The sequence below is a fragment of the Kribbella solani genome (assembly GCF_014205295.1).
GTDB lineage: Bacteria > Actinomycetota > Actinomycetes > Propionibacteriales > Kribbellaceae > Kribbella > Kribbella solani.
The window spans coordinates 6,325,813-6,349,845 of the sequence record NZ_JACHNF010000001.1 but is presented as its reverse complement, the minus strand read 5'-3'; the positions used below and the strand labels follow the sequence as shown (position 1 = coordinate 6,349,845).

19 protein-coding genes are annotated in these 24,033 nt (G+C 68.6%); 6 read left to right on the top strand and 13 right to left on the bottom strand.

Translation table 11 applies throughout. The features are described 5' to 3' along the window. Positions 1 to 40 precede the first annotated feature (40 nt). The 9 genes from HDA44_RS29340 to HDA44_RS29300 all read right to left on the bottom strand — a co-directional run bounded on the left by HDA44_RS29340 (position 41) and on the right by HDA44_RS29300 (position 10,175). Positions 41 to 1,486, bottom strand: coding sequence for a C40 family peptidase (locus HDA44_RS29340; protein ID WP_184839889.1), 1,446 nt, complete (start codon positions 1,484 to 1,486; stop codon positions 41 to 43). Positions 1,487 to 1,732: 246 nt separating this feature from the next. Next, the gene (locus HDA44_RS29335; RefSeq protein ID WP_184839887.1) at positions 1,733 to 2,545 is read right to left on the bottom strand and encodes an endonuclease/exonuclease/phosphatase family protein; all 813 of its coding nucleotides are present in this window, start codon (positions 2,543 to 2,545) and stop codon (positions 1,733 to 1,735) included. 94 nt (positions 2,546 to 2,639) lie between these two features. Then, positions 2,640 to 3,710, bottom strand: a complete 1,071-nt coding sequence (locus tag HDA44_RS29330) for a WD40/YVTN/BNR-like repeat-containing protein (protein WP_184839886.1) — start codon at positions 3,708 to 3,710, stop codon at positions 2,640 to 2,642. 33 nt (positions 3,711 to 3,743) lie between these two features. Continuing rightward, complete coding sequence (locus tag HDA44_RS29325; protein WP_184839884.1) at positions 3,744 to 4,043, bottom strand: thiamine-binding protein; 300 nt, start codon at positions 4,041 to 4,043, stop codon at positions 3,744 to 3,746. Further along, positions 4,040 to 5,620: an MDR family MFS transporter gene (locus tag HDA44_RS29320; protein ID WP_184839882.1), complete on the bottom strand. Its 1,581-nt coding sequence runs from the start codon at positions 5,618 to 5,620 to the stop codon at positions 4,040 to 4,042. Before HDA44_RS29320 ends, HDA44_RS29325 begins: the two co-directional genes overlap by 4 nt. Continuing rightward, complete coding sequence (locus HDA44_RS29315; RefSeq protein WP_184839880.1) at positions 5,617 to 6,237, bottom strand: TetR family transcriptional regulator; 621 nt, start codon at positions 6,235 to 6,237, stop codon at positions 5,617 to 5,619. The genes HDA44_RS29320 and HDA44_RS29315 overlap by 4 nt, the downstream gene beginning before the upstream one ends. Before the next feature lie 94 nt (positions 6,238 to 6,331). After that, positions 6,332 to 7,477 (bottom strand): cation:proton antiporter domain-containing protein, encoded by a 1,146-nt coding sequence (locus tag HDA44_RS29310; RefSeq protein ID WP_184839877.1) that lies wholly within the window; start codon positions 7,475 to 7,477, stop codon positions 6,332 to 6,334. A 59-nt stretch (positions 7,478 to 7,536) separates the two neighbouring features. Then, entirely contained in the window at positions 7,537 to 8,856 is a 1,320-nt protein-coding gene (locus tag HDA44_RS29305) for a GGDEF domain-containing protein (RefSeq protein ID WP_184839875.1), read from the bottom strand. Between the two features lie 152 nt (positions 8,857 to 9,008). Continuing rightward, the gene (locus HDA44_RS29300) at positions 9,009 to 10,175 is read right to left on the bottom strand and encodes an MFS transporter (protein ID WP_319041372.1); all 1,167 of its coding nucleotides are present in this window, start codon (positions 10,173 to 10,175) and stop codon (positions 9,009 to 9,011) included. 176 nt (positions 10,176 to 10,351) lie between these two features. Here HDA44_RS29300 and HDA44_RS29295 point away from each other — a divergent pair, with 176 nt between their 5' ends. The 5 genes from HDA44_RS29295 to HDA44_RS29275 all read left to right on the top strand — a co-directional run bounded on the left by HDA44_RS29295 (position 10,352) and on the right by HDA44_RS29275 (position 15,765). Next, entirely contained in the window at positions 10,352 to 10,798 is a 447-nt protein-coding gene (locus HDA44_RS29295) for a MarR family winged helix-turn-helix transcriptional regulator (protein WP_184839873.1), read from the top strand. Next, positions 10,795 to 12,009 (top strand): MFS transporter, encoded by a 1,215-nt coding sequence (locus tag HDA44_RS29290; protein ID WP_337906546.1) that lies wholly within the window; start codon positions 10,795 to 10,797, stop codon positions 12,007 to 12,009. Before HDA44_RS29295 ends, HDA44_RS29290 begins: the two co-directional genes overlap by 4 nt. A 65-nt stretch (positions 12,010 to 12,074) precedes the next feature. Further along, the gene (locus HDA44_RS29285) at positions 12,075 to 14,468 is read left to right on the top strand and encodes a GH116 family glycosyl-hydrolase (RefSeq protein ID WP_184839871.1); all 2,394 of its coding nucleotides are present in this window, start codon (positions 12,075 to 12,077) and stop codon (positions 14,466 to 14,468) included. 248 nt (positions 14,469 to 14,716) lie between these two features. Continuing rightward, the gene (locus HDA44_RS29280; protein ID WP_184839869.1) at positions 14,717 to 15,247 is read left to right on the top strand and encodes a TetR family transcriptional regulator; all 531 of its coding nucleotides are present in this window, start codon (positions 14,717 to 14,719) and stop codon (positions 15,245 to 15,247) included. A 20-nt stretch (positions 15,248 to 15,267) separates the two neighbouring features. Then, positions 15,268 to 15,765: a DUF2867 domain-containing protein gene (locus HDA44_RS29275; RefSeq protein ID WP_184839867.1), complete on the top strand. Its 498-nt coding sequence runs from the start codon at positions 15,268 to 15,270 to the stop codon at positions 15,763 to 15,765. On the opposite strand, the gene HDA44_RS29270 is transcribed toward HDA44_RS29275, so the two are convergent. Both HDA44_RS29270 and HDA44_RS29265 read right to left on the bottom strand, forming a co-directional pair. Continuing rightward, a complete protein-coding gene (locus tag HDA44_RS29270) occupies positions 15,722 to 17,548 on the bottom strand; it encodes an ABC transporter permease (RefSeq protein ID WP_184839865.1) in 1,827 nt (608 codons plus the stop codon). The two genes, HDA44_RS29275 and HDA44_RS29270, sit on opposite strands and share 44 nt — an antisense overlap. Positions 17,549 to 17,617: 69 nt before the next feature. After that, complete coding sequence (locus HDA44_RS29265; protein WP_184839863.1) at positions 17,618 to 18,172, bottom strand: TetR/AcrR family transcriptional regulator; 555 nt, start codon at positions 18,170 to 18,172, stop codon at positions 17,618 to 17,620. 118 nt (positions 18,173 to 18,290) lie between these two features. Between HDA44_RS29265 and HDA44_RS29260 the strand changes: the two genes are divergently transcribed. Next, positions 18,291 to 20,786 (top strand): bifunctional FO biosynthesis protein CofGH, encoded by a 2,496-nt coding sequence (locus tag HDA44_RS29260; RefSeq protein WP_184844478.1) that lies wholly within the window; start codon positions 18,291 to 18,293, stop codon positions 20,784 to 20,786. 502 nt (positions 20,787 to 21,288) lie between these two features. On the opposite strand, the gene HDA44_RS29255 is transcribed toward HDA44_RS29260, so the two are convergent. Beyond that, complete coding sequence (locus HDA44_RS29255) at positions 21,289 to 21,936, bottom strand: hypothetical protein (protein WP_184839861.1); 648 nt, start codon at positions 21,934 to 21,936, stop codon at positions 21,289 to 21,291. Next, entirely contained in the window at positions 21,929 to 23,953 is a 2,025-nt protein-coding gene (locus tag HDA44_RS29250) for an acyl-CoA dehydrogenase family protein (RefSeq protein ID WP_184839859.1), read from the bottom strand. The genes HDA44_RS29255 and HDA44_RS29250 overlap by 8 nt, the downstream gene beginning before the upstream one ends. Positions 23,954 to 24,033 lie beyond the last annotated feature (80 nt).

The following is a 24,033-nucleotide window of genomic DNA, read 5'->3' as shown; positions in this document are numbered from 1 at the left end:
TCTTCAAGGAGATGCCCCCTCAACTGCAGGGTTCGGCAACTCAGGGGCGGCCGAAGAAGTTCGGTGGAATCCAGTAGTAGACGCTGTCGATCTGCACCGGCTTGCCGGTCCGTGGGGCGTGCACCATCTGCCCGTTGCCGATGTACAGCGCGACGTGGTGGATGGTGGCCGGGTCGTTCGGGTCGGTCGCCCAGAAGATCAGGTCGCCCGGCCGCAGGTCGTCCTCCTGGATGTGCCGGATCTGCTCGTACTGCGCGGCGCTGTAGTGCGGCAGGTCGACACCGGCCTGCGCCCAGGCTCCCATCGTCAGCCCGGAGCAGTCCCAGCGGCTCGGACCGGTAGCACCCCACAGGTACATGTCGCCGAGCTGCTTCAGCGCGAAGTTGATCGCCGCCCGCGCGCCCTTCTTCGAACCGTGGCTGCTCCCGCCATTACCACCATTACCGCCGTTGCCGCCGCTGCCACCGTTGTTGCCGCCGTCGCTCGGCGCGGAGGGCTTGTGCCGCTTCGGCGGGTTCTTCTTGCCGTGGTTCTGCTTCGCCTGCTCGCGGGCCTCCTTCTGCTCGCGGGCCCGCTCGGCCGCTTCGGCGCGCGCCTCGGCAGCCTCCTTGGCGGCGATCCGGGCCTTCAGCTCGGCGGCCTTCTTCGCGGCGAGCGCGGCGGCGCGCTGCCGCGCAAGCTCCTCGAGCCCCCGCTGCCGCTGGGCCGCCACCTGCACCGAAACGCTCTGCAGGACGGCGAGCTGGGCGATCGACTGCTTCCGCTGGACGCCGATCGCGGTCACGGCCGCGGCCTGCGCCGCCTCCGCGTTCTCGGCCGCCTGCTTGGCCTTCGCGGCCTCGTCGGTGGCCTTCTTCACCTTCACGACCGCCTGGTCGGCCTGCACCTTGAACAGGTTCGTCATCACCTGGGTCGCGGAGTACCGCAGGTACGAGCCCTGCATCGCGGCCGACACCGAGCGGGCCGCGCCGGCCGAGTCGAGCAGCTCCTGCGGGCCGTTGGCGGTGAACAGCGGCGCGATCTTCGCCACCTCGCCACCGCCCTGGTACGACGCGGCCGCGAACCGGCCGATCTGCTGCCGCTGGGTGGTCAGGGTCTTCTGCGCCTCGGCCGCCCGGGCCGCGGCGGCGGCCGCCTCGGCCTTCGCCTGCTGCAAGCGGTAGACGGCGCCGTTGTACGCCTCGTCGGCGATCCCGGACTGGACGCCGAGCTGCTCGAGCCGGGTGTTGGCGGCGGCCAGCTGGTTCTCGATCGCGGCCACCTGGCCGGCCTTCGAGGCGGCGGCCTGCTTGGCCCGCTCGACCGCGGCCTTGGACGGAATCACCGGCGGCTTCGGCTTGGTGGCTTCGGCCGGGAGCGTCGGTACGGCCATCGCAGCAGCCAGACAGATCGCGAGCACACCGGAGAGCAGCACCTTGCCTGCTCGGCCGGGCTTCCCGTTACTCGCGACCCGCTCGCCGGACGTGGCCCTCGTGGGCGTCCGCATCGGGGTCGTTCCTTCCGCCGGTCACGAACCCCTTCCCCAGGGTTCGTGAGCTTTTGGTCCTCCTGGACCACATACGTGACACTAGTTGCCTACAGCCCCATTGGGAACAGCTTTCACACAAGTATCTTTGTTTCACCCGTGTGTCGACTTGACAAACTACAAGCTTGTAATTTCGCAAAGTTGCAGGTGAACGCACGAAAACGCCCCTCCGGCCGGTGCCGGAGGGGCGTCTGCGCGAAGCCGGATTCAGCTCAGGACGAACGTGGCAACGACCGGCAGATGGTCCGACGCCGGCGTCACCGGTACGGTCGCGCGGATCGGCCGCAGACCGGCGCCGTGCAGCTGGAAATCGATCCGCTTGGTCGGATTGCCCGCCTCGATCGTGTACCCCGGACCGTCGCCGGCCTCGGCCCAGGTGTCGTCGTACGCGGCGGTCAGGGTCTTGATCTCCGGCGCCGCCGGCGTCGCGTTCAGGTCACCGACGAGCAGCGTCGGCGTACTCGATCCGCTCAGCAGCTCGACCACTTTCTGGGCCTGCTCGAGCCGCTCGGCGTTGTTGTTGCTGGTCAGATGCGTGTTCGCGAACCGCAGCTTCGCTCCGCGCACTGTGATGTTTGCCACCGCGAGACCACGCTGCTCGCCGGTCGGGTAGAGCGGCAAGAGCGTGTTCGTGAAGTCCTTGATCGGATACTTCGACAGGATCGCCGTCCCGTACTGGCGACGCGGATCGCCCGGCTTCACGGGCGGGAGGTCGAGGTTCGCGGCGTACGCGTAATGCATCTTGAGGCGCTTCGCGAACCAGGCCGGCTGATCCACCCAGTTGCTGCGTACGTCCCAGTGCCGATCGACTTCCTGCAGCCCGATCACGTCGGCCCCGGACGTCTCGATCAGCGCCGCGATCCGCTCCAGGTCGAGTACGCCGTCGATGCCGGCGCCGTGGTGGATGTTGTAGGTCATCACGGTCAGCGGACGACCCGGCCGGCCGGTGTCCGGCTGAGCCGCGGCGACGTTAGGCACCACCATCAGGAACCCCACAAGAACGGTCAGCAGTTTCCGCATACCAGCATCTTTCCGGGTAACCGGCGACCCCCGCTCGACGAGCGGGTGTCGCCGGCCTGAACATCAGCGCAGACGTCAGCGCACAGCCTGAACGTCAACGCACCAGCCGCCCGACCGCGCCCTTCGCCCCGGAGGCCCAGCACCCGGCCTGGGCGCCGTGGCCGGCGCACTCGACACTGTCGAAGCTGCCGTCGTAGAACTGCTTCCAACTCCGCCCGCCGTCGAAGCTCACGTCGCTTCCGGACGGTCCGACCGCGACCACGACCCCGAGCGACCCTGGTACGAAGTGCGCGCCGCTCCGGTAGCCCTTCGGCGCTTTGTCCGCGGGCACCAGCTTCCAGGTACGGCCACCGTCGTACGTCACGGAGGCGGCTTTGACCGCCTCGTTCGGCTTCAGGAAGTCACCGCCGACCGCGACGCCGAACAACGAGTTCCGGAACGCGAGGCTGAAGATTCCGGCCGCTTCACCACTTGCCATCGGCGAGTCACTGACCTTCCAGTGCCGGCCGCCGTCGACGGTCCGGAACACCCGCGGCCGATCGCCGCCACCAGTCGCGAACCACGCCGTCCGGCCGGCGCCGGCGACCAGGCAGGTACCGCTCGCGGCGAACGCGAACTCACCGGGCAGCGCGGCCGGCATCCCGTCGTTCGGCTGCACTTTCCAGGACTTCCCGCCATCGGTACTGGCCGCGATCCGGAACTTCCCGTCCACCGGATCACTCAACGCCAGCCCGTGCTTCGACGTACTGAAGGCGAAGCAGTCGTAGAACGCGTTCGGATCGGTGTTCCGGAAGGTCTCCGTCCAGGTGTTGCCGCCGTCGGTCGTGCGATAGATCCGGGAGTCCGCACCCGGGCCGATCGTCAGCGCGACCGCACTGCGCGCGTCGTACGCCTCGACATCGCGGAACTGCAGTTTCTCCGCGCCCTTCGGGCTGACGTTCTGCCAACGCTTGCCGCCGTCGACGGTACGCAGCACGGTCCCTTCGGTACCGGCCACCCAGGCGATGTCCTTGCTGACCGCCGCCAGCCCACGGAACTGCGCCGTGCTCCCGGTCGGCGTCAACTCCCACCGGTACGGCGAGCCGCCAGATGCCTGGGCGGGAACGACCTGAGCCATCAACAGCAGACCTCCTGCCGCACCAGCGGCCACACGCAGGAATCTCATGCGCGCGAACCTAACCCACAAGACGGGCTCGCGTCAGTCGCTCAATGCTTGCTCGACCCGCTCGACCTTCGCGGTCAGCTGCCCGGTGTACCCCGGCCGGATGTCCGCCTTGAGCACCAGGCTGACCCGCGGCGAGACCGCCGCCACCGCTTCCACTGCCTGTTTCACCACCGCCATCACCTCGTCCCACTCGCCCTCGAGGTTGGTGAACATGGCGTTGGTTTCGTTGGGAAGACCAGAGGCGCGAACGACGCGGACGGCCTCGGCCACCGCTTCGCTCACGCCTCCGGTTTCGTCACCCGCGGACGGGCTGATGCTGAATGCGACGATCATGCATCCTGGATATCAGGTTCTTCCTCCTGCGCGCGACGCTCGGTCCCCGAGGTGGTCAGCAGCGCCTTCTCCTTGATGAACAGGACCGCGATCAGCGCGAGTACGGCGAACGGCACCGACATCGTGAACAGATCGGCGGTGGCCGCGCCGTACGCGTTCTCCACCACGGTCCGCACCTCCGGTGGCAGTTCGGCGATGTTCGGCACCGCGTGACCGCCGCCGGACGAGGCACCGCCCGGGTTCAGCGTCTCGGTGACCTTGTTCGCCAGGATCGCGCCGAGCACGCTGACGCCGATCGTGCCGCCCATGCTGCGGAAGAAGCTCACCGCCGACGTTGCCGCGCCGAGCTCACGCGCCGGGACGTCGTTCTGCGCCGCGAGCACCAGGTTCTGCATCACCAGGCCGATGCCGACGCCGAGCACGATCATGAACGCCCAGAGCAGGTACTTGGACGTGTGCGCGTCGATGGTGCCGAACAGCCCGAGCCCGATCGGCAGCAGCACGCTGCCGACGACCAGGTAGATCTTCCACTTGCCGTACTTGGTGATCAGGCCACCGGCGATCGTGGACGCGACCATCATGCCGAGGATCATCGGCAGGCTCATCAGGCCGGCCTTGGTCGGTGAGTACCCCTGCGCGATCTGGAAGTACTGCGCCAGGAACACCGAGCCGCCGAACATCGCCACGCCGACCAGCGCGCTGGCCACGATCGCCAGCGTCACCGTGCGGTTGCGGAACAGGTCCATCGGGATGATCGGCTCCGGGTGCTTGCGCTCGACCAGGACCGCGGCCAGCAGCGCGACCAGCGCGATCGCGACCAGGCCGAAGCTCCAGCCGGAGACCCACTCGAACTTGTTGCCGGCGAACGAGGACCAGACCAGCAGCGTGCTCACGCCGCCCATGATCAGCACCGCGCCCAGCCAGTCGATCTTCACCTCGCGGCGTACGGTCGGCAGCTTCAGCGTACGCTGCAGCAGGATGATCGCGGCCAGCACGAACGGTACGCCGACCAGGAAGCAGGCCCGCCAGCCGAGCGGCGAGTCGACCAGGAAACCGCCGAGCAGCGGTCCACCGACGGTCGCCGAGGCGAAGATCGCGCCGAAGATGCCGGAGTACCGGCCGAGCTCGCGCGGCGGGATGATCGCCGCCATCACGATCTGCACCAGCGCGGTCAGACCGCCGGCGCCCAGACCCTGCAGCACCCGGCTGCCGAGCAGCACCTCGATGTTCGGCGCGAAGCCGGCCACCAGGGAGCCGATCACGAAGAAGCCGAGCGACAGCTGGACCAGCAGCTTGTTGTTGTAGAGGTCGGCCAGCTTGCCCCACAACGGCACGGTGGCGGTCATCGTCAGCAGCTCGAGGGTGACCACCCAGGTGTACGACGACTGGCTGGCGCCGAGATCGTGAATGATCCGCGGCAGCGCGGTCGAAACCACGGTACCGGCCAGGATCGCCACGAACATGCCCATCATCAGGCCGGAGATGGCCTGGACGGTCTGTCGCGGGGTGAGCGTGGTGGATTCGGTGGCGGTGACCTCACCCACCGGTTCCGGTGATGGCGACGAGGTCGTCGTCATGAGTTGCCTTTCTGGTCGTCCGGCCCGAAAGCAGTATCGATGCCTTGGGCAAGTAGTTGGAATGCTTCGGTGAGCAGCTCGCGGACCGGGCGGCCGGGAACCGTCTTGTGCAGTTCCATCGCCATCCGGCAGGCGGTGCCGGCCGCACTCACGATCAGCGCCGGCCGGAGCGAGCCGGGTGGCTCGCCCATCCGCTCGGTCAGGGCCTTGGTCAGCAGTCGTTCGTCCTCGATGCTGGCGTGCAGCAGGTGGTACAGCAGGTCCGGGGTGCTCATGATCAGCTCACCCCGGCGCGTCATCTCCCCGTCCTCCTCGAAATCGCGCAGCACGTCCTGCACGATGAACCACATCGTGGTCAGCGGCGACTCGCTCGCCGGCGCGTTCAGTACCCGCTCCAGCGCCCGGTCGACGTGCTCGGGATTGCGCCCGAGGATCGCGTGCTCCTTGTGCGGGAAGTAGTTGAAGAAGGTCCGCACCGACACGTCGGCGGCCTCGGCGATCTCCTCGACCGTGACCTGATCCGGCCCCTTCTCCAGCGCCAGCCGCAACGCGGCCTCGGCCAGCGCCGCCCGCGTCTCCCGTTTCTTCCGCTCCCGCAACCCACCCTGCTGTGCCACAAAAACGAGGGTACGGACAAATTTGCACCCAGTGCAAACTATTAACCCTGAAAACTTGCACCCCTGCACAAGACGGCCGGCCCGCCGGTCCGGACTACTGCCGTTTCGGGGCGGTCAATCCGTGCCGTACGGCGATGCCGCCGGCCGCCGCGCTGATGGCGATGGTGATCAGGGCGCCGAGGATCAGGGCGGATGGTTCGCCTGGTTGGAGGACGTGCAGGGTGGTACCGACCGTGGCGGCCGCGACGGGTACGCCTAGCTGCGCGGAGGCCAAGGCGCCGATCGACAACGGTTGGCGGGTCAGTTTGCCGGACAAATGACTGATCACGGCGCCGACGCCGAGTGCCGCGCCCAGCCCGATGAACGCCGGTTTCGTGCCGAGCTCGCGCAGGTCGAGGGAGGCCCCGAGCCAGACGAAGAACACCGGACCGAGGAATCCTTCGGTCAGCGCGAACAACTGCCGCGCCAATCGCCGCGGTTCACCGACCGCCGCCACCGCGAGCCCGAGTACGAACCCGGCCAGCATGATCGAGACATGGGTCGCGGTCGCGAGACCGGCGAGCGCGAACAGCACCATCAGACTGACCCGCAGCTCGAGCGCGAACCGCCGGTCCTCCGACACCTTGTGCGCCCGCTGCCGCAACCCCGACCGCTCCAACCGGTTCAGCAGGAAGAACACCACCACCCCGGCCGCGATCACCGCCACCGCACCGAGCGCCGCTCGCCCCGCGTGCGGCGGATCGATCGCCAGGGGCAGCGCGACGATGCAGGCAGCGTCCGCGATCGCGACCTGCGGCAGCAGCTCGACCACCGATCGCCCACCCAGCCCGAGCGAGTCCACGATCGGCAGAATCAGCGCCGCCGACGAAGACGCCATCAGCACGGCGTACAACGCGACATGTCCGGTGCCGAAGATCGCGTTCAGCGCGAAAGCCAGCCCGGTCGCCACGACCCCGGTCAGTACCGCCCGGAGCAGACCGGGCCGGATCGCCCGCCGCAGACTCGCGTCCCGGACCGGAACGTGGGTGCCGGCAACGAACATCACCAGCCCGAATCCGATGTCGGCCAGGAAGGTGAACCGCGGATCGGACGCCGTCAGGTACCCGAATCCGGTCTTGCCGAGGACGACTCCGGCGACCAGCTCGCCGAGCACGATCGGGATGTGCCAGCCGCGCGGAAGCGCGAGCAGCGGACCGATCAGACCGATCGCGACGACCACCGCGAGCATGGTGAAGCTCACCGCGCAGCTCCTTTCCCCGGATCGCCATTGTCACCCGCGACCGCGGTCCAGGGCGGGATTCAGGCGGTCGGCAGCTCGCTGTCGTTTCCCGGCGCGCTGACGACGCGGTTCCGGCCGAGGTCCTTGGCGTGGTACATCGCCAGGTCCGCCGCGATCTGCAGCTCGTCGAGCGTGGTCCCGGAATCCGGGTACGTCGCGGCGCCGATCGAGCAGGTGATCGTGTCGCACAGCAACGGACCGCCCGCGGTGGTGATGGTGACCGCGAGCCCGGCGATCCGGCGCCGGATCCGCTCGGCGGCCAGCGCGGCGTCGGCGGCCGGCGTCCGCGGCAGCAGGATCGCGAACTCCTCACCACCGAGCCGGCCGACCAGGTCGTTGTCGCGTACCTCCTTGCGCAGCTCGTCCGCGACCGCCTTCAATGCTTCGTCGCCGGCCCGGTGCCCGTACGTGTCGTTGAGGATCTTGAAATGGTCGAGATCCAGGTACAGCACGCCGAGCGGCGTGTTCGTACGCTCCGCGCCGGCGAATTCGCGGCGGGCGATCTCGTGCCAGAACGCGGCATTCGCCAGGCCGGTCTTGGGATCCGTACGCGACGCGGCCTGGAACTGGTCGACCAGCAGCGCGCGGTGCAGGCCGAGGATGGTCAGCAGCAGGACCGCGACCGCCCACGGCTGGCTGAGCAGCAGCGCCGCGGTCGCGACGCCGAGCCCGAGCGAGCCGGCGACGATGAGCTGATCCGACAGCCGCCCAAGCGCGTTCCGCCCTGGGGAGTCGGGGTTGGACAGCATGATCGCGCCGGCGACCAGGACGTAGTTCACGAACCAGTACGCCAGGCCGGCCGCGACCACCGCGGCAAGCCCGATCGGGCCGGACGGATAACCCGGGTACACGCCGGGACGGATCGTGGCCATCGCCACCGCACCCGCGGCACCGGCCAGGATCAGCGTCGTGGCGGTGAAGACCGATCGGTACGGCGGCACCCGGCGGACCCGCAACCAGGAGTGGACGTACGTGCTGACGATCAGCAGCACGGCCAGCGGTGGCGGCAGGATCAGGATGCCCGCGAACGTCCACATCCCCTTCAGATTGACGTACGGAATGCCTTCCGCGCCGACCTTGCGCAGCCGCTCGATGTCCCGCGCGGCCTCCAGGTGGATCGCCGATCCGGCCACCAGGACGAGCAACCGAATCCAGTCACTCCCGGTCACCGCGACCAGGTTGACCGTCGCGCCGACGACGAGGAAAGTGATCAGTTCAACCGCGAGTACGAAGCCGAGCACCGGCCGCGGCTGGGTCCACATCGCCCACCGGGTGGGAAACCAGGCAGCGTCGTTACGTCTGCGCAGGCGACGATGCGCCAGCCGATGCCTGATACTCATGACAAGACCCCCGCCTCACAGTCGGTCCTTGTCACAGCGTAGCCGTGGTATTCACGCAATGTCACTGCCTCACTGTCACTACCTCGCTGTCACTTGCCTCACCTTGCGCGAGAGGAGGCCACTGCCATGCAGAACAACGACTGGTAAATCGATCACGCGAGCCGTCGCGTCGCCCCGGCGTAACCGTACGCCGCTCCGGCCGCGACCAACACTCCGAGTATTCCGGCCGCCGCCACGACCGACGCGGGCGCCCAGCGATCCGCGAGCGCGCCGGCGGCCAGTACACCTATTCCCTGCGAGACGATCAGCGCAGTGCGCGCCAGGCCGAACGCCTGGCCGCGCTGCGCGTCCGGCACGTTCATCACGAACGCCGCGCTCGCCGCCAACTGGTACGACGCGCACAACCCCGAGAGCATCCACAACGCCACCGTCACCCACAGCCCCGGCTGGGCCACGCAGCCGATCAGCGGCGCGCACGACCCGATCGACAACGGACCCATCAGGGTGAGCCGGCGATCCGGCGCGACCCTGGTCAGCAACAGCATCCCGATCATCTGCCCGGCGGGGTTGGCGGCGAGCAGGATCCCGACCGCGGCCGGCCCACCGCCGACGGACGCGGCGTACGGGGCCGCGAGTCCTTCGATGCTCACGTAGAAACCGGCTACACATGCCAGCGCGACCAAGTACCTCAGCTGGCGATTGCTCCAAACGAGCCGCGCGCCCGCGGAGAGCGATGCCCACCAGCCCTTGCTTTCTTCGGTGGTCTCCGGCAGCGCGTGCTCTCGTACGCCGAACCACAGCAGCAATCCGGACAAGCCAAAGGTCGCGGCGTCGGCCAGCAACGCGTTGCCGGCACCGAACGCCGCGACCAGCGTGCCGCCGGTGACGAACCCCGCCAGCTGGGCCGCTTGGCCGGTGATGTTCGAGACCGAGCTGGCCAGTACGAACTTGTCCCCGGTCAGAATCGACGGCAGCAATGCCGCCCGCGCCGATTGGAAGGGCGAGGCGAGCAACTGCACGACCACCAGCAACGTACACAGCACCCACAACGAAGCACCCGGGATCGCCATCGCCGCCACCAGCACGGCCCGCGCGACATCGCACCCGATCATCAACCGCCGCCGCGGAAACCGATCCGCCAGCCCCGACAACAACGGCCCACCGGCAATGTCCGGCAGGAACGTCAACGCATACGTAACCGCCGACAAACCAGCCGATCCGGTCCGGTCGTACACCAGCACGGCCAACGCGACCCGGGCCAGCTGATCCCCCACCACCGACCCCAACTGCGCAAACCACAACCACCGAAACTCGGCCACGGCAAACACTTCGCTGTAGGTAGCAGGCCGATCAGCGAACTCAGCACCAGAAGAACGAGCGGGGCGGGCCACCAGCCCAACGTACAGACAATCCACACTCCCAGCCGCCGGCACGGTGCGCCGTGAGGTGGTTCACTTCGGTGGAGGTACATAGGAAAGCTATGTATATTCGAGGTGTGAGTACTGGTGAGCTGGAGCGGCTTGGGGAAGAGCTGGTGGTGGTGGCTACGCGGTTGTCGCGGCTGGCTACCCGGAATGTGAACACGTTGCCGCATGCCGCGATGCGGGTGCTGGGGCGGCTGGACGAGCTTGGGGAGGCGCGGATCAGTGAGTTGGCCAAGGCCGATCGGTGTTCGCAGCCGACCATGTCCAACCTGGTTCAGCGGCTCGAGGAGCAGGGGTGGGTTCGGCGTGGGTCCGACCCGGCTGATTCGCGGGCCAGCCTGATCAGTCTCACCGACGCGGGTCTTGCCGAGTTGCGCGGCGCGCGCAGTCAGGCGGGCGCCGCGCTCGCGGCCCACTTGGGCCAGTTGCCCGCGCACGACCTCGCCACCCTGGAGGCCGCCGCCACCGTCATCCACAAACTCCTCGCCATCGAACCTTTGGAGGCAACGCCCCGGTGAGCACCTCGTCGTTCCTGAAGCAGCCGAAATCCGTCTGGGCGGTCGCGTTCGCCTGCGTGATCGCTTTCATGGGCATCGGCCTGGTGGACCCGATCCTGAAGCCGATCGCCGAGCAGTTGCACGCGAGCCCGTCCCAGGTCTCGCTGCTGTTCACCAGCTACATGGCGGTGATCGGCGTGGCGATGCTGATCACCGGCGCGGTCTCGAGCCGGATCGGCGCCAAGCGCACCCTGCTCATTGGCCTGGCCATCATCGTCGTGTTCAGCGCGCTGGCGGGCCTGTCGAACAGCATCGGCATGATCGTCGCCTTCCGGGCCGGCTGGGGCCTCGGCAACGCGCTGTTCATCGCCACCGCCCTGGCCACCATCGTGAACTCGGCCGCCGGCTCGGTCGCCGAGGCGATCATCCTGTACGAGGCGGCGCTCGGCGTCGGCATCGCGGCCGGCCCGCTGGTCGGTGGTGAACTCGGCACGATCTCCTGGCGCGGCCCGTTCTTCGGCGTCGCGGTGCTGATGACGATCGCGCTCGCGGCGACCGCGTTCCTGCTGCCGGCGTCACCGCCCGAGGCCCGGCGGACCTCGATTCTCGAACCGTTGAAGGCGTTGCGGCACCGGTCGCTGGCAACCGTCGCGGTCACCGCGCTGCTCTACAACTTCGGCTTCTTCACGTTGCTCGCGTTCACGCCGTTCCCGCTGGCCATGTCGGCACGGCAGATCGGGCTGATCTTCTTCGGCTGGGGCCTGTGCCTGGCGTTCACGTCGGTCTTCGTGGCGCCCCGGCTACAACGCCGGTTCGGCACGTTGCCGGTGGCGATGACCGCACTGTTCCTGTTCGCCGTCGACCTCGCGGTGATGGGCATGTACGCGCACCACAAGCCCGTACTCGCGGTGGGTGTGGTTGTGGCCGGACTGTTCCTCGGGATCAACAACACGCTGATCACCGAGGCGGTGATGGGAGCAGCTCCGGTCGAGCGCGGTACGGCGTCGGCGGCATACTCCTTCGTGCGATTCTCCGGCGGCGCGGTCGCTCCGTGGCTGGCCGGGAAGCTCGGCGAGGAGGTCAACATCCAGCTGCCGTTCTACGTCGGCGCCCTCGCGGTGCTGCTCGCGGTCGGCGCGCTGGCCACCGGCTGGAAGCCGCTGGCCCACCTGCGGATTCCCGCCGACCATTCCCCGGCCGAAGCGGAGGCGCTCACCGCGGCCGACGCCTGAGTGGTCTACCCGACCCGCCGGAGAACGATTTCTCCGGCGGGTTTTCGCGTCTAGGGTCGGTGGGTATGTGGCCAACCCTGCGCACGTACACCGGACGTAATCTCCGCCGGATCGCGCTCCCGCTCGGCGGGATCGGCACCGGCACGGTCAGCCTCGGCGGCCGCGGCAACCTCCGCGACTGGGAGATCGTGAACCGCCCGGCGAAAGGCTTCCACCCCGGCACCGCCTTCTTCGCGCTCCGGACCGAATCCCCGTCCGGCGCGGTCACCGCCCGCGCGCTGGAAGGCCCGCTGGACCTCAGCGAGTACGAGGGCGCGCACGGGAGCGGCGCGCAGAACCACGGTCTGCCGCGCTTCCGGGACGCGACCTTCGCCACCGCGTACCCGTTCGGCCGGCTCGAGTTGCGTGACGGCGACGCACCGGTCGAGGTCGATCTGGAAGCGTTCAACCCGTTCGTACCCACCGACGTCGAGGCGAGCTCGTGGCCGGTCGCGGTGCTGCGTTTCGCGGTCACCAACCGCGGCCCGGAACCGCTGACCGTCTCCATCGCCGGCGCGCTGCAGAACTTCATCGGCCGGGACGGCCGGACTGACGTTGCCGCAGGCAACTACAACACGTTGGCCGACCCATCAGGTGTACTGCTGCGCAGCCGCGGCGTCGATCCCGGCGCGGAGCAGTACGGATCGATCGCGCTGGCCGTACTCGACGGGCAGGACGTGACCCGGCGGACCGGCTGGGCCGACCGTACCTGGGGTGACAGCCTGCTCGATTTCTGGGACGACTTCAGCGCCGACGGCCGGCTGGACGAGCGGGTCAGTGAGTCCGCGACCCCGGTCGCCTCGGTCGCGGACCGGCGTGCGGTTGCCGCCGGGGCGACCGAGCGCTTCACCTTCCTGCTCGGCTGGCATTTCCCGAACCGGCGCGGCTGGGAGAACCCGGACTTCGTCGGCAATCACTACACGACGTTGTACGCGGATGCGTGGGATGCACTGACGCGATTCGCACCGCGCTTGGACGAGCTCGAGCGCCGTACCGTGCGCTTCGTCGATGCCTTTGTGTCGAGTGATCTACCGGACGCGGTGAAAGAAGCAGCGCTGTTCAACCTCAGCACGCTGCGTACGCAGACCGTGTTCCGTACGCCGGATGGGCGCTTCTTCGGGTGGGAGGGCTGCTCCGACCACGAAGGCAGTTGCATGGGGACCTGTACCCATGTGTGGAACTACGAGCAGGCGACGCCCTACCTGTTCGGCGAGATCGCGCGGTCGATGCGTGAGATCGAGTTCGCGCACGCGACCGGCCCGGACGGGCTGATGAGCTTCCGCGTCGGGCTGCCGCTGGACACAAAGGCCCGCAACTGGACGGTCGCGGCCGCGGATGGGCAACTCGGCTGCCTGGTGAAGCTGTACCGGGAGTGGCGGCTGAGCGGTGACGACGAGCTGCTCCGGTCGTTGTGGCCGGCCGCGCGCCGGGCACTGGAGTTCTGCTGGATTCCCGGCGGGTGGGACGCCGACCGCGACGGGGTGATGGAGGGTTGCCAGCACAACACGATGGACGTCGAGTACTACGGGCCGAATCCCCAGATGCAGTCCTGGTACCTGGCCGCGCTCCGCGCCTGCGAGGAGATGGCGACGTACCTCGGTGACGATCTCGCCGGTGAGTGCCGGAAACTGTTCGCGAGCGGTAGCGCGTGGATGGACGAGCACTTGTTCAACGGGGAGTACTACCGGCACGAGATCCGTCCGCCCGCGTCCGCCGACGACATCGCGCCCGGGCTGCGCGAGCAGGCCGGAGCACCTGACCCGACGCATCCCGTACTGCAACTCGGCGACGGCTGCCTCGTCGACCAGCTCGTCGGGCAGCACCTCGCGCGACTGACCCAACTCGGCTCACTGCTCAACGAGGAGCACGTCGCCACCACGTTGCGCAGCATCGTCCGGTACAACCGGCTGTCCGGGTTCACCGGGCATTTCAACCACATGCGCAGCTACGTACTCGGTGCCGACGAATCCGCCGTCCTGATGTGCAGCTACCCGCGCGGCAACCGCCCGGAGCGCCCGTTCCCGTACTTCACCGAGGTGATGACCGGCTTCGAGCACATCCTCGCCGTCGGGCTCATGTCCGAAGGAATGATCGACGAAGGCATCCAGCTCGTCACGGACATCCGGCACCGGTACGACGGCGAGCGGCGCAACCCGTACGACGAAGCCGAATGCGGTCATCATTACGCCCGGGCGATGGCGTCCTGGGGCGCGGTCATCCAGCTCACCGGATTCGGGTACGACGCCCACACCGGCGTCATGCGCTTCACGCCGCATCACCCGGACGTACGCCGGGTGTTCTGGTCGACCGGCGACGCGTACGGCACCTTCGACACCGGCACCCACACCCTCCAGGTCCACGAAGGCGACCCGCACGTCACTTCGATCTACCTGAACAACCTCCAGATCAAGCTGGATTGACCACCCGACCTGGACCACCGGACCTGGACCATCCAACCTCGACCGGCCGCCCCGGCGCGGCCGCATCGCGCAACCGGACCGCCGTTTCCGAACGCAACGGGAAGGGTTCACCTCAGATCTGGCCGGTTCACCACTCGCATGCCAGGCACTAACCGACCACTTGAGACGTGAACCCCCGCCTGTGTGTTGAGGGGCGGGTTGAGGGGCGGGTTGAGCGGGCATACCAAACCGTATGGTATGTTCAGCCCGTGGTCACGAGGGTGGAGTGGATCGAGGTAGGGGTCGAGCTGCTGGCGACCGAGGGGGCGCCGGCGATCACGATCGAGCGGTTGACCGGCGAGCTCGGGATGACGAAGGGGTCGTTCTACCACCACTTCGCGGGCGCCGGCGGGTTCAAGACCGCCCTGCTGGAGTACTTCGAGCAGGAGTACACGACTCGGTTGATCGACGCCGTTCAAGCCGAGAACGCCAAGCCGAAGGCGAAGCTCGAGCACCTGCTCCGGTTGGTGCTGACCGACCCGGACAACGTGGCCCTCGAGATCGCGATCCGCGCCTGGGCGTTGCAGGACCCGGAAGTACGCGCGGCGCAGGAGCGCGTGGACGCGACGCGGACGGCGTACTTGAAGGAGCTGTGCCACGGGCTGAACGCCGACCTCGACCCGGACCGGTACGCGCAAATGCTCTACCTGATCCTGATCGGTGCCGAGCAGGTGCTGCCGACGGTCGAACGCGCCGACCTGCGCGAGATCTACAACCTCACGCTCCGCCTCATCGACTGATCAACTGGGAGGACGCGATCATGCCGACGATGCTGCACGAGCTGGACGAGCTGATTCCGGTCGTGGACGAGATCGACGTGAAGACGGCGCACGCCGACGTGACACTGCGCGAGTTCGCCGCCGGTGCGCTCGGCCACAGCCCGCTCTGGATCAAAGGACTGTTCGCGGTCCGAATGGCGCTCGCCGCGGTGCTGCGGCTCGAGACCACCGGCATCCCGGACTCGCGGCGGCTCCGGCCGGAGACCGTGAGCTTCACGCCGGGCGAGAAGAACTCGTTCTTCACGGTCGTCCGCGGCGAGGAGGACCGCTACCTGCTGCTGCAGATCGCCGACAACCACCTGATGGCGTACCTGGCGTTCTTCACCGACGACGAGCATCCGGCGACGTTCAAGGTCGCGACCCTGGTGCAGTACCTCCGGCCGGCCGGGCGGATCTACTTCAACCTGATCCGCCCGTTCCATCATGTCGTCCTGCTCAGTATGTGCCGGGCCGGCGAGACGTCGCGCGATACGCGGTAAGCGCTGACGTCGCTCCGACGACCACCAGCGCCGTACCGAAGATCAGCCCCAGCAACTGCCACGGGACCGCCAGCGCCTCGATACCGTAGGGTCCGGCCGCGATCCCGGCGAGCGCCGCCGCGGCCACCACGGCCCCGAGCAGTACGCCGACCACCACGACGGTCGCGGACTCGACCAGCGCGACGGTCACGACCTGCCCGCGGGTCAGGCCGGCCATCCGCGCCAGCGCGAACTCACGCCGCCGGTCGGCCGTCGACATCACCACCGCGTTCACCACCGCGACCGCGGTGAAGATCCCGGCCAGACCCATCAGCGCCGCGAACAACCCGGCATTGCCGCGCTGCTGATCCTCACCCCGCTGCTCGGCCCAGGACTTGACCGTCTGCCCGTCCATCGTTGCCCCAGGCTCCAACTTCACCAGCGTCTCGGTCCGGCCACCGGCCGGCAGCAAACTCCTGGGAATGAAGAAGTTCTCGCTCACGTCCAGGGTCTCGGGCATGATCGCCACCACCTTGACCTCGATCTTTCGATTGCCTAGAGCAACTTTCAGCGTCGACCCGAGCTTGTACCCCTCGGCCGCCATCCCCGGTCCGATCGCGATCGTAGGCCCGGTCAGCTTGTCCAGCGCTCCCTTCCGCGGCCGCAGCCGATGCGTCGCCTCGTACGCGGCCGGATCGATCCCGATCGCCTCCGAGTACACAGTCCGCTTCCCGCGCGTGATCGCGATCGGTACGGCGGTCTGCGTCGACGCCGCGACGATCCCCGGCCCGGGCGCGACCGGACGATCGACCACCACATCCGCGGTGATCAGCCGCTTCTGCTCGACCCCGACCGCCTTGGCCAGCGATCCGAACGTGCCCCACAACCCGACGGTCAACCCGACCAGCACGATCAGCGGCGCCGCGGTCGCGGCACTTCGGCGTACGGCGTGCAGCACGCCCGACCGCGCCAGGTCCGCGATCAAGTTGCCCCGGACAACGAACGCGGGCAGCCGGCCGACCAGCGGGACGACCACCGGACTCAACTGACTGAGCGCGACCGAACCACTGATCATCACCACCAGGGCGATCATCAACCCGGCCAAGAGGTCCCGCGCCGCCTGCGCCGCGATCACCAGCAAGAGCGTTCCACCCGCCGCCGACAACCCCCAGAACCAGCGCCACGCGGTCATCACCCGCTGCGCCGCCTGCCCCTCGACAATCGCTTCGAGCGCACGGATCCGCGACGCCCGCCAGGCCGCGGCGAGCACCCCGGCGAGCGCCGTACTGACCCCGACGATCATCGCGGCCCACATCGCGCCCTGGTCCCACGGCGCATGGAACCAGCTCGGCAGCATCCCCAACTGGGTGAGCAGCCACGTCTGTGCCCAGGTAGCGACCAGTCCGAGCGGCAGGCCGACCACACTGCCCAGTACACCAAGCAGTCCGGCCTCCATGACCACCATCAGGCACAGATACCCTCGCTGCGCCCCCACCAGCCGCAGTAGCCCGAACTCACGCCGCCGCTGCACGGTCATGAACCCGAACGTCGTACTGACGATGAACACGCTCAGGAAGACCGCCAGCATCACCGACATGCCTAACAGCGTTGACGCACCGACGTACCCCTCCCGCACCTGTGCGCGCTCGTACGCCGTCAGTCCGGCCGGCAGCACTGGCTTGTCAGTTGCGGCGAGCATCTGGAGTCCGGACTGCACCAGACCGACACCCAGCGCGACAGCGACTACCGCACCGGCGAACAGCTGCCACCTGGTCCGCAGTGCTCCGACAGACAACCTCAGCATGCAGCTAGCCAACCTGCACTGCCGGTAGCGCGCTCTGGCCTGCGCACCCGGCCGCAGGTAGCCCCAGCGCTACCTCAGCACCTCAAGCAGGGCAGCCAGGTCCCGACGGTCGACCTCGCGGGCACCTATCAGTGCCTGCATCAGCAGCCCGTCCAGTGCCGCCACCAGTAGTCGCGCCTTCTGCGGGTCACCGGCGAACGCCCGGGCGATCTCAGTCAGCGGTTGCAGCCATGCCGCGGCTGACCCGCGCAGTTCGGGACGCCGGGCGGCGTACAAGTACAGCTCGTACAGGGCGAGCGTGCGGCCACGTCGGCGTACCGCGCTGTGCTCGATCAGCCGGGCCAGCTCGTCGGCCGGCCGGGCTCCCAGCTCACTCCCCCGGCCGTCCAGCTCGGCCGCGAGATCCTCCGCCGCCGACTGCAGCGCGGCGACCAGCAGCGCGTCCAGCGTCGGGAAGTGGTAGGTGATCGACGCGACCGAGACATCGGCCTCCGCGGCCACCACTCGATGGCTCACACCTGCGACTCCGTCGCGTTCTATCACCGCCAGCGTGGCCGCGAGCAATTCGTTCCGGCGCTGCTCACCGCGCATCCGGCGACCGTCGGGAACCCGCCTGACCTGCATGAACAGCAAACTATCAGGACGTTCGTACGGATTGATTTTGATCCCCGGAATCGCGGGAACGACCGGCCAAGGCAACTTAGGCTCGGATCTCGTGGCCAACTCTGAACTCGGTACCGCGATGCGCCGTGCCCTGAAGCGCGCAAGCGACGGCAAGACCCTCGACCCGGTGGAGGTGGAGGTCCTGCTCGGTGCGAGCGGTGACGCGCTGACCACCCTGATGGCGACCGCGGCGCGGGTCCGCGACCAAGGCCTGGCCGACGCCGGGCGACCGGGCATCGTCACCTACTCGAAGAAGGTCTTCATCCCGCTGACCCGGCTCTGCCGCGACCGGTGCCACTACTGCACGTTCGCGACCACGCCCGGCCGCGTCCACGCGCCGTACCTGTCGCCGGACGAGGTGCTGGAGATCGCCCGCCAAGGCGCGGCGCTGGGCTGCAAGGAGGCGCTGTTCACGCTGGGCGACGCGCCGGAAGAGCGGTGGGACGCGGCACGGCAGTGGCTGGACGAGGCCGGGTACGACAGCACGCTCGACTACGTACGCGCGATGGCGATCCGGGTCCTCGAAGAGACCGGGCTGCTGCCGCACCTGAACCCCGGCGTGATGTCCTGGCAGGACCTGCAGCGGTTGAAGCCGGTCGCGCCGAGCATGGGGATGATGCTCGAGACCACGTCCCGGCGGCTGTTCGAGGAGAAGGGCCAGCCGCACTTCGGGTCGCCGGACAAGGACCCGGCGGTACGGCTGCGGGTGCTGGAGGACGCCGGCCGGTCGAACGTGCCGTTCACGACCGGGCTGCTGATCGGGATCGGCGAGACACTGACCGAGCGCGCCGACTCGATCTTCGCGCTGCGGAAGATCGCGCGGCAGTACAACGGGATTCAGGAAGTCATCATCCAGGGGTTCCGGGTGAAGCCGGACACCGCGATGCGGAACGACGCCGACGTACCGCTGGACGAGTGGCTGGCCGCGATCGCCGTCACCCGTGTCGTGCTCGGTCCGCGGGTACGGGTGCAGGCGCCGCCGAACCTGGTCGATCTGGCCGAGTGCCGGGCGTTGCTGGACGCCGGGGTGGACGACTTCGGTGGGGTTTCGCCGCTGACGCCCGATCACGTGAACCCGGAGCGACCGTGGCCGCAGATCGACGACCTGGCGAAGGTGACGGCCGACGCCGGGTTCGTGTTGCGGGAGCGGCTGACGGCTCACCCCGAGTACCTGCGGGAGCCCTGGCTTGATCCGCGGCTGATTTCGCACGTCGAGGCGCTGGTCGATCCGGCAAGTGGTCTGGCGAACGAGAGTGCGCTGCCGGTTGGGCTGCCGTGGCAGGAGCCTGATGGCGGATGGGACAGCGTCGGCCGCACCGACCTGCACACCGCGATCGACACCGAGGGCCGCCGCACCGAAACCCGCTCCGACTTCGACGCCGCCTACGGCGACTGGGACGTCCTCCGCGAAGACGTAGCTGCCCGCCGCGCCGCGTCTACTTCACCTCAGCAGATAGACAGTGACGTGAAGGCTGCGTTGGCTGCTGCTGAACGGGATCCGGCAGGACTGTCCGATGAGCAGGCGTTGACCTTGATGACGGCCACCGGGCCCGCGCTGGATCAGCTTGCCCGGATCGCGGACGACCTGCGTAAGCAGACGGTCGGCGACGACGTCAGCTACGTGGTGAACCGGAACATCAACTTCACCAACGTCTGCTACACCGGCTGCCGGTTCTGCGCGTTCGCCCAGCGCCGTACGGACGCGGACGCGTACTCGCTCTCGATGGACGAGGTCGGGCAGCGCGCCGAGGAGGCCTGGGTGATCGGCGCGACCGAGGTCTGCATGCAGGGCGGTATCCACCCCGACCTCCCCGGCACCGCGTACGCCGACCTGGTCCGCGCCGTGAAGGACCGGGTCCCGGAGATGCACGTCCACGCGTACTCGCCGATGGAGATCGTGAACGGCTCGGTCCGGACCGGACTGTCGATCGAGGAGTTCCTGATCTCGGTCAAGGAAGCCGGTCTGGACAGCATCCCGGGCACCGCCGCCGAGATCCTCGACGACGACATCCGCTGGATCCTCACCAAGGGAAAGTTGCCGACGGCAAGCTGGATCGAGGTGATCAGCACCGCGCACAAGGTCGGCCTGCCGTCCAGCTCGACGATGATGTACGGGCATGTCGACGCGCCGCACCACTGGGTCCAGCACCTGCGGACGATCGCGGCGATCCAGGACCGGACCGGCGGGTTCACCGAGTTCGTGCTGCTGCCGTTCATCCACCAGAACTCGCCGATCTACCTGGCCGGCGTGGCCCGCCCGGGCCCGACGTACGACGAGAACCGCGCGGTGCACGCGATGGCGCGGATCATGCTGCACGGGCGGATCGACAACATCCAGTGCTCGTGGGTGAAGCTCGGCGTCGACGGTTGCGTGGCCGTACTCAACGGTGGCGTCAACGACATCGGCGGCACGCTGATGGAGGAGACGATCAGCCGGATGGCCGGCTCGAAGCACGGCAGCCGCAAGTCGATCGCCGAGCTCACCGCGATGGCCACCGCGGCCGGGCGCCCGGCTCGCCAGCGCACCACGACGTACGGCGACGTACCGGCCCGGCCGTCGCTGGAACTCGCCTGACGATTCGAGAAATCAGGCGCTCAACAAAACGTGGATAGTTGTTGCGGCAGGCAACATATCTACGGAACGTGAAGCGATCTGTACACAGAGTTGCCTACTTCAAAGGCAATGCAAATGTTTGATCGGGAGGATTCCCGGGGAGCTGCCGCCCATGCCACGGTTCTGGTGTCGGCGGCGGACGGGTCGCCGGCAACCGGGTCCAGGTGGCCCCCGCTGCACTCCCGTCCGGGACCGGACTGTACCTCCCCTGCCGGCCGCGGAATGAGTGTCCCGGGCCACCCTCCTTCGGGCCACTTGCCCTCTCGGGGCAAACAGCAGGACGCCGGCCGTGCCGGCTGGGCATCGGTCGCCAGTGAGGTGGTGACCGGCGCCCGGCACGGCCGGCGTTTCTCATGTGGGGCGTTCCTCGCTGTACTGGTGCGACTGGGGATCAGTACACCGAGGACCCCCTCCCCGCTCCCCGCGAAGACTCTCGACGGTGAACGGCTCGGGGTCAGGACAGTCAGTACGGGTAGGTGTCGTCGCGGCGGGTCGGGTCCAGGTCCCAGAGCGAGAACTCGACGATCTTGTGTGACTCCTCGCCACCGCCCGGGATCAGCCCGTACGGCTCGTACTCCTTGGAGCCCAGCCCGTCCAGGTAGCAGAGCAGCTCGAACGCGGACTGGGCGTCCTCGATGTCGTCGATCGCGTCGTCGGTCAGCGCCTCGTCCTGGGCCTTCTCGGCGCGGTCGCGGACGTACCGGACGAAGGCGTCCGGGTCGGTGACGACGTAGTCGTAGCGCGCCTGGTAGCTGAGCCGGACGCCGTTCTCCGGGAGCAGCGTGCTTTCGAGCTCCTCCAGGTCGTCCAGGTCGCCGAGGGCGCCACCCTCGACGATCTCGCGGTAGTCGGCCGGGTCGTCGAAGTCGTCCGGGCCGAGCGGCAGGTCGTCCAGCTCATCGGGGTCGTACGAGTCGATCCCGAGGAAGATGTCACCCCACCCCCGCTCGTGTACGGCGTCGGCGAGCGCCCGGGCCTGGACCCGGACGTTCTCGATCGCGCCGGTGGCCCGCAGGTCGTGCAGGTCCAGAGCGTCGGCCTGCTCCAGCAGCACCCGGGCGAGTTCGCGGGCGGCCTCGGCGGCCGACGCGGGTTCGATCGGCTCACTCATGCTGCGACGGTACAACCATGGGTACGTCGACCGCCGAGCCCGGTACGCCGAACGCGTCGACGAGGTCCACCGCCACCGGCCGGACGATCGCGCACAGCTCGTTCACCAGTGCGGTGATCGCCTTCGAACGCCCCGGTGACAGCCGCCCGTGCTCGAGATACCAGGCCCGCTCCGCTTCGATCGTGGTCAGCGCGTGCAGGTCGTACAGATCGTGCAGCCACGGTTGCACCTCCTCCGGAGCGTCCCGCACAGCGGACTGGAAGGCCTCGAGCACGACCCGATCGACATGTGCCCGCCCGGCCGCGATCACGTGGTCCTGGCACCGGTTGAACACGTCGAACGCATCGTCCCCAGCGTCGATCCCGGCCTTCAACCGCCGCGCCACCCCAGACAGCATGTGCTCCTCCCGGTATCGCAGCAGGCCCGAGTGGTACGCGTCGTCGCGCAGGCCGGCGTCCGGGTCCGAGGTGTCGCTCCGGTTCGGTACGACGTCGCGCAGCCGCTCGATCAGCGGCCGCAGCGCCGCCTTCTCGACCGCGATCTCGACCGCCTGCGCCGCCACGAACCGTGCCGTCCCCAACGGATCCAGCTCGCCGAACGATCTGCGGTAGTCGGTCAGCAATCCCTTCGCCACCAGCTGCAGCAGGACGGTGTTGTCGCCCTCGAAGGTGGTGAACACGTCGGTGTCGGCCTTGAGCCTGGCCAGCCGGTTCTCCGCCAGGTACCCGGCGCCGCCGCACGCCTCGCGGCAGACCTGGATCGTCTCGGTCGCATGCCACGTCCCGAGCGCCTTCGTCCCGGCCGCCTGCGCCTCGAGCGCCCGCCGATCATGCTCCCCGCCATCCCCACCCGTCCGGCCGCCATCCCTACCCGTGCCGCCGCCATCGCCGCCCGCCCGGCCGCCATCGTCACCGCTCCGGCCGCGAGCGTCCGCGGTGGTTCGGCCGGCGTTGAACACCCGCACGAACTCGTCGACCAGCTCGGCCTGCGCGAAGTGCAGCGCGTACGTCCGGGCCAGCAACGGCAGCAGCCGGCGCTGATGCATCCGGTAGTCGAGCAGCAACGCCTCCTCCGCGCTGCCCGGCGCACCGAACTGCCGGCGCCGCGCCGCGTACCTGATCGCGATCGTCAGTGCGACCTTGCTCGCGTTGATCGCCGCCCCGCCGACCGACACCCGCCCCTGCACCAGCGTCCCGAGCATGGTGAAGAAGCGCCGGTCCGGATTCTCGATCGAGCTCTGGTAGTTGCCGTTGGCATCGACCTGGGCATACCTGTCCAGCAGCGCGTCGCGCGGCACCCGGACCTGGTCGAACACGATCCGGCCGTTGTCCACCCCGTTCAGCCCCAGCTTGGGCCCGCAGTCCGTGAGCGTCACGCCCGGCAGCGCGGCGCCGTCGTCGTCGCGGATCGGCACCAGCAAGCAATGCACGCCGTGGCTCTCGGCACCGACCACGAGTTGTGCGAACACCGCCGCCATCCGCCCGTGCCGCGCCGCGTTGCCGATGTAGTCCTTCCGCGCGGCCGGCGTCGGCGTGTGCACGACGAACTCGTCGGTCTCCGGGTCGTACGTCGCCGTGGTGCCGAGGGCCTGCACGTTCGACCCGTGGCCGGTCTCGGTCATCGCGAAGCACCCGAGCAGCCGCCCGCTGACGGCATCCGCCAGGTACCGCTCGTGGTGCCGCTCGGTGCCGAGGTGCAGGATCGCGCCGGCGAACAGACCGAACTGCACCCCGGCCTTGACCATCAGCGACAGGTCACCGAACGCGAGCGTCTCGAACCCCGCGATGAACCCGCCGAGATCGTCGGCCCCGCCGTACTCCTTCGGGTACCCGCGCGCGGGCAGCCCGTCGGCGGCCGCGACCAGCAGCAGCTCGAGCACCTTGTCGCGGTACTCGTCCCGCGACATGTGCTCGGCCAGGCCGGCCGGCCCGGCATGCGCGACCAGCTCGGCCCGCACCACGTCCCGGGCCGCCTTGTGCGGCCCGTCCAGATAGTCACGCATCCCCGATGTCCTCATGCCTTTAACTTACGAGGATTCGCGGCCACTGTCCGTCACCACTCGGTGACTGTGGAAAACCTGGTATCAACCCGCAGTTG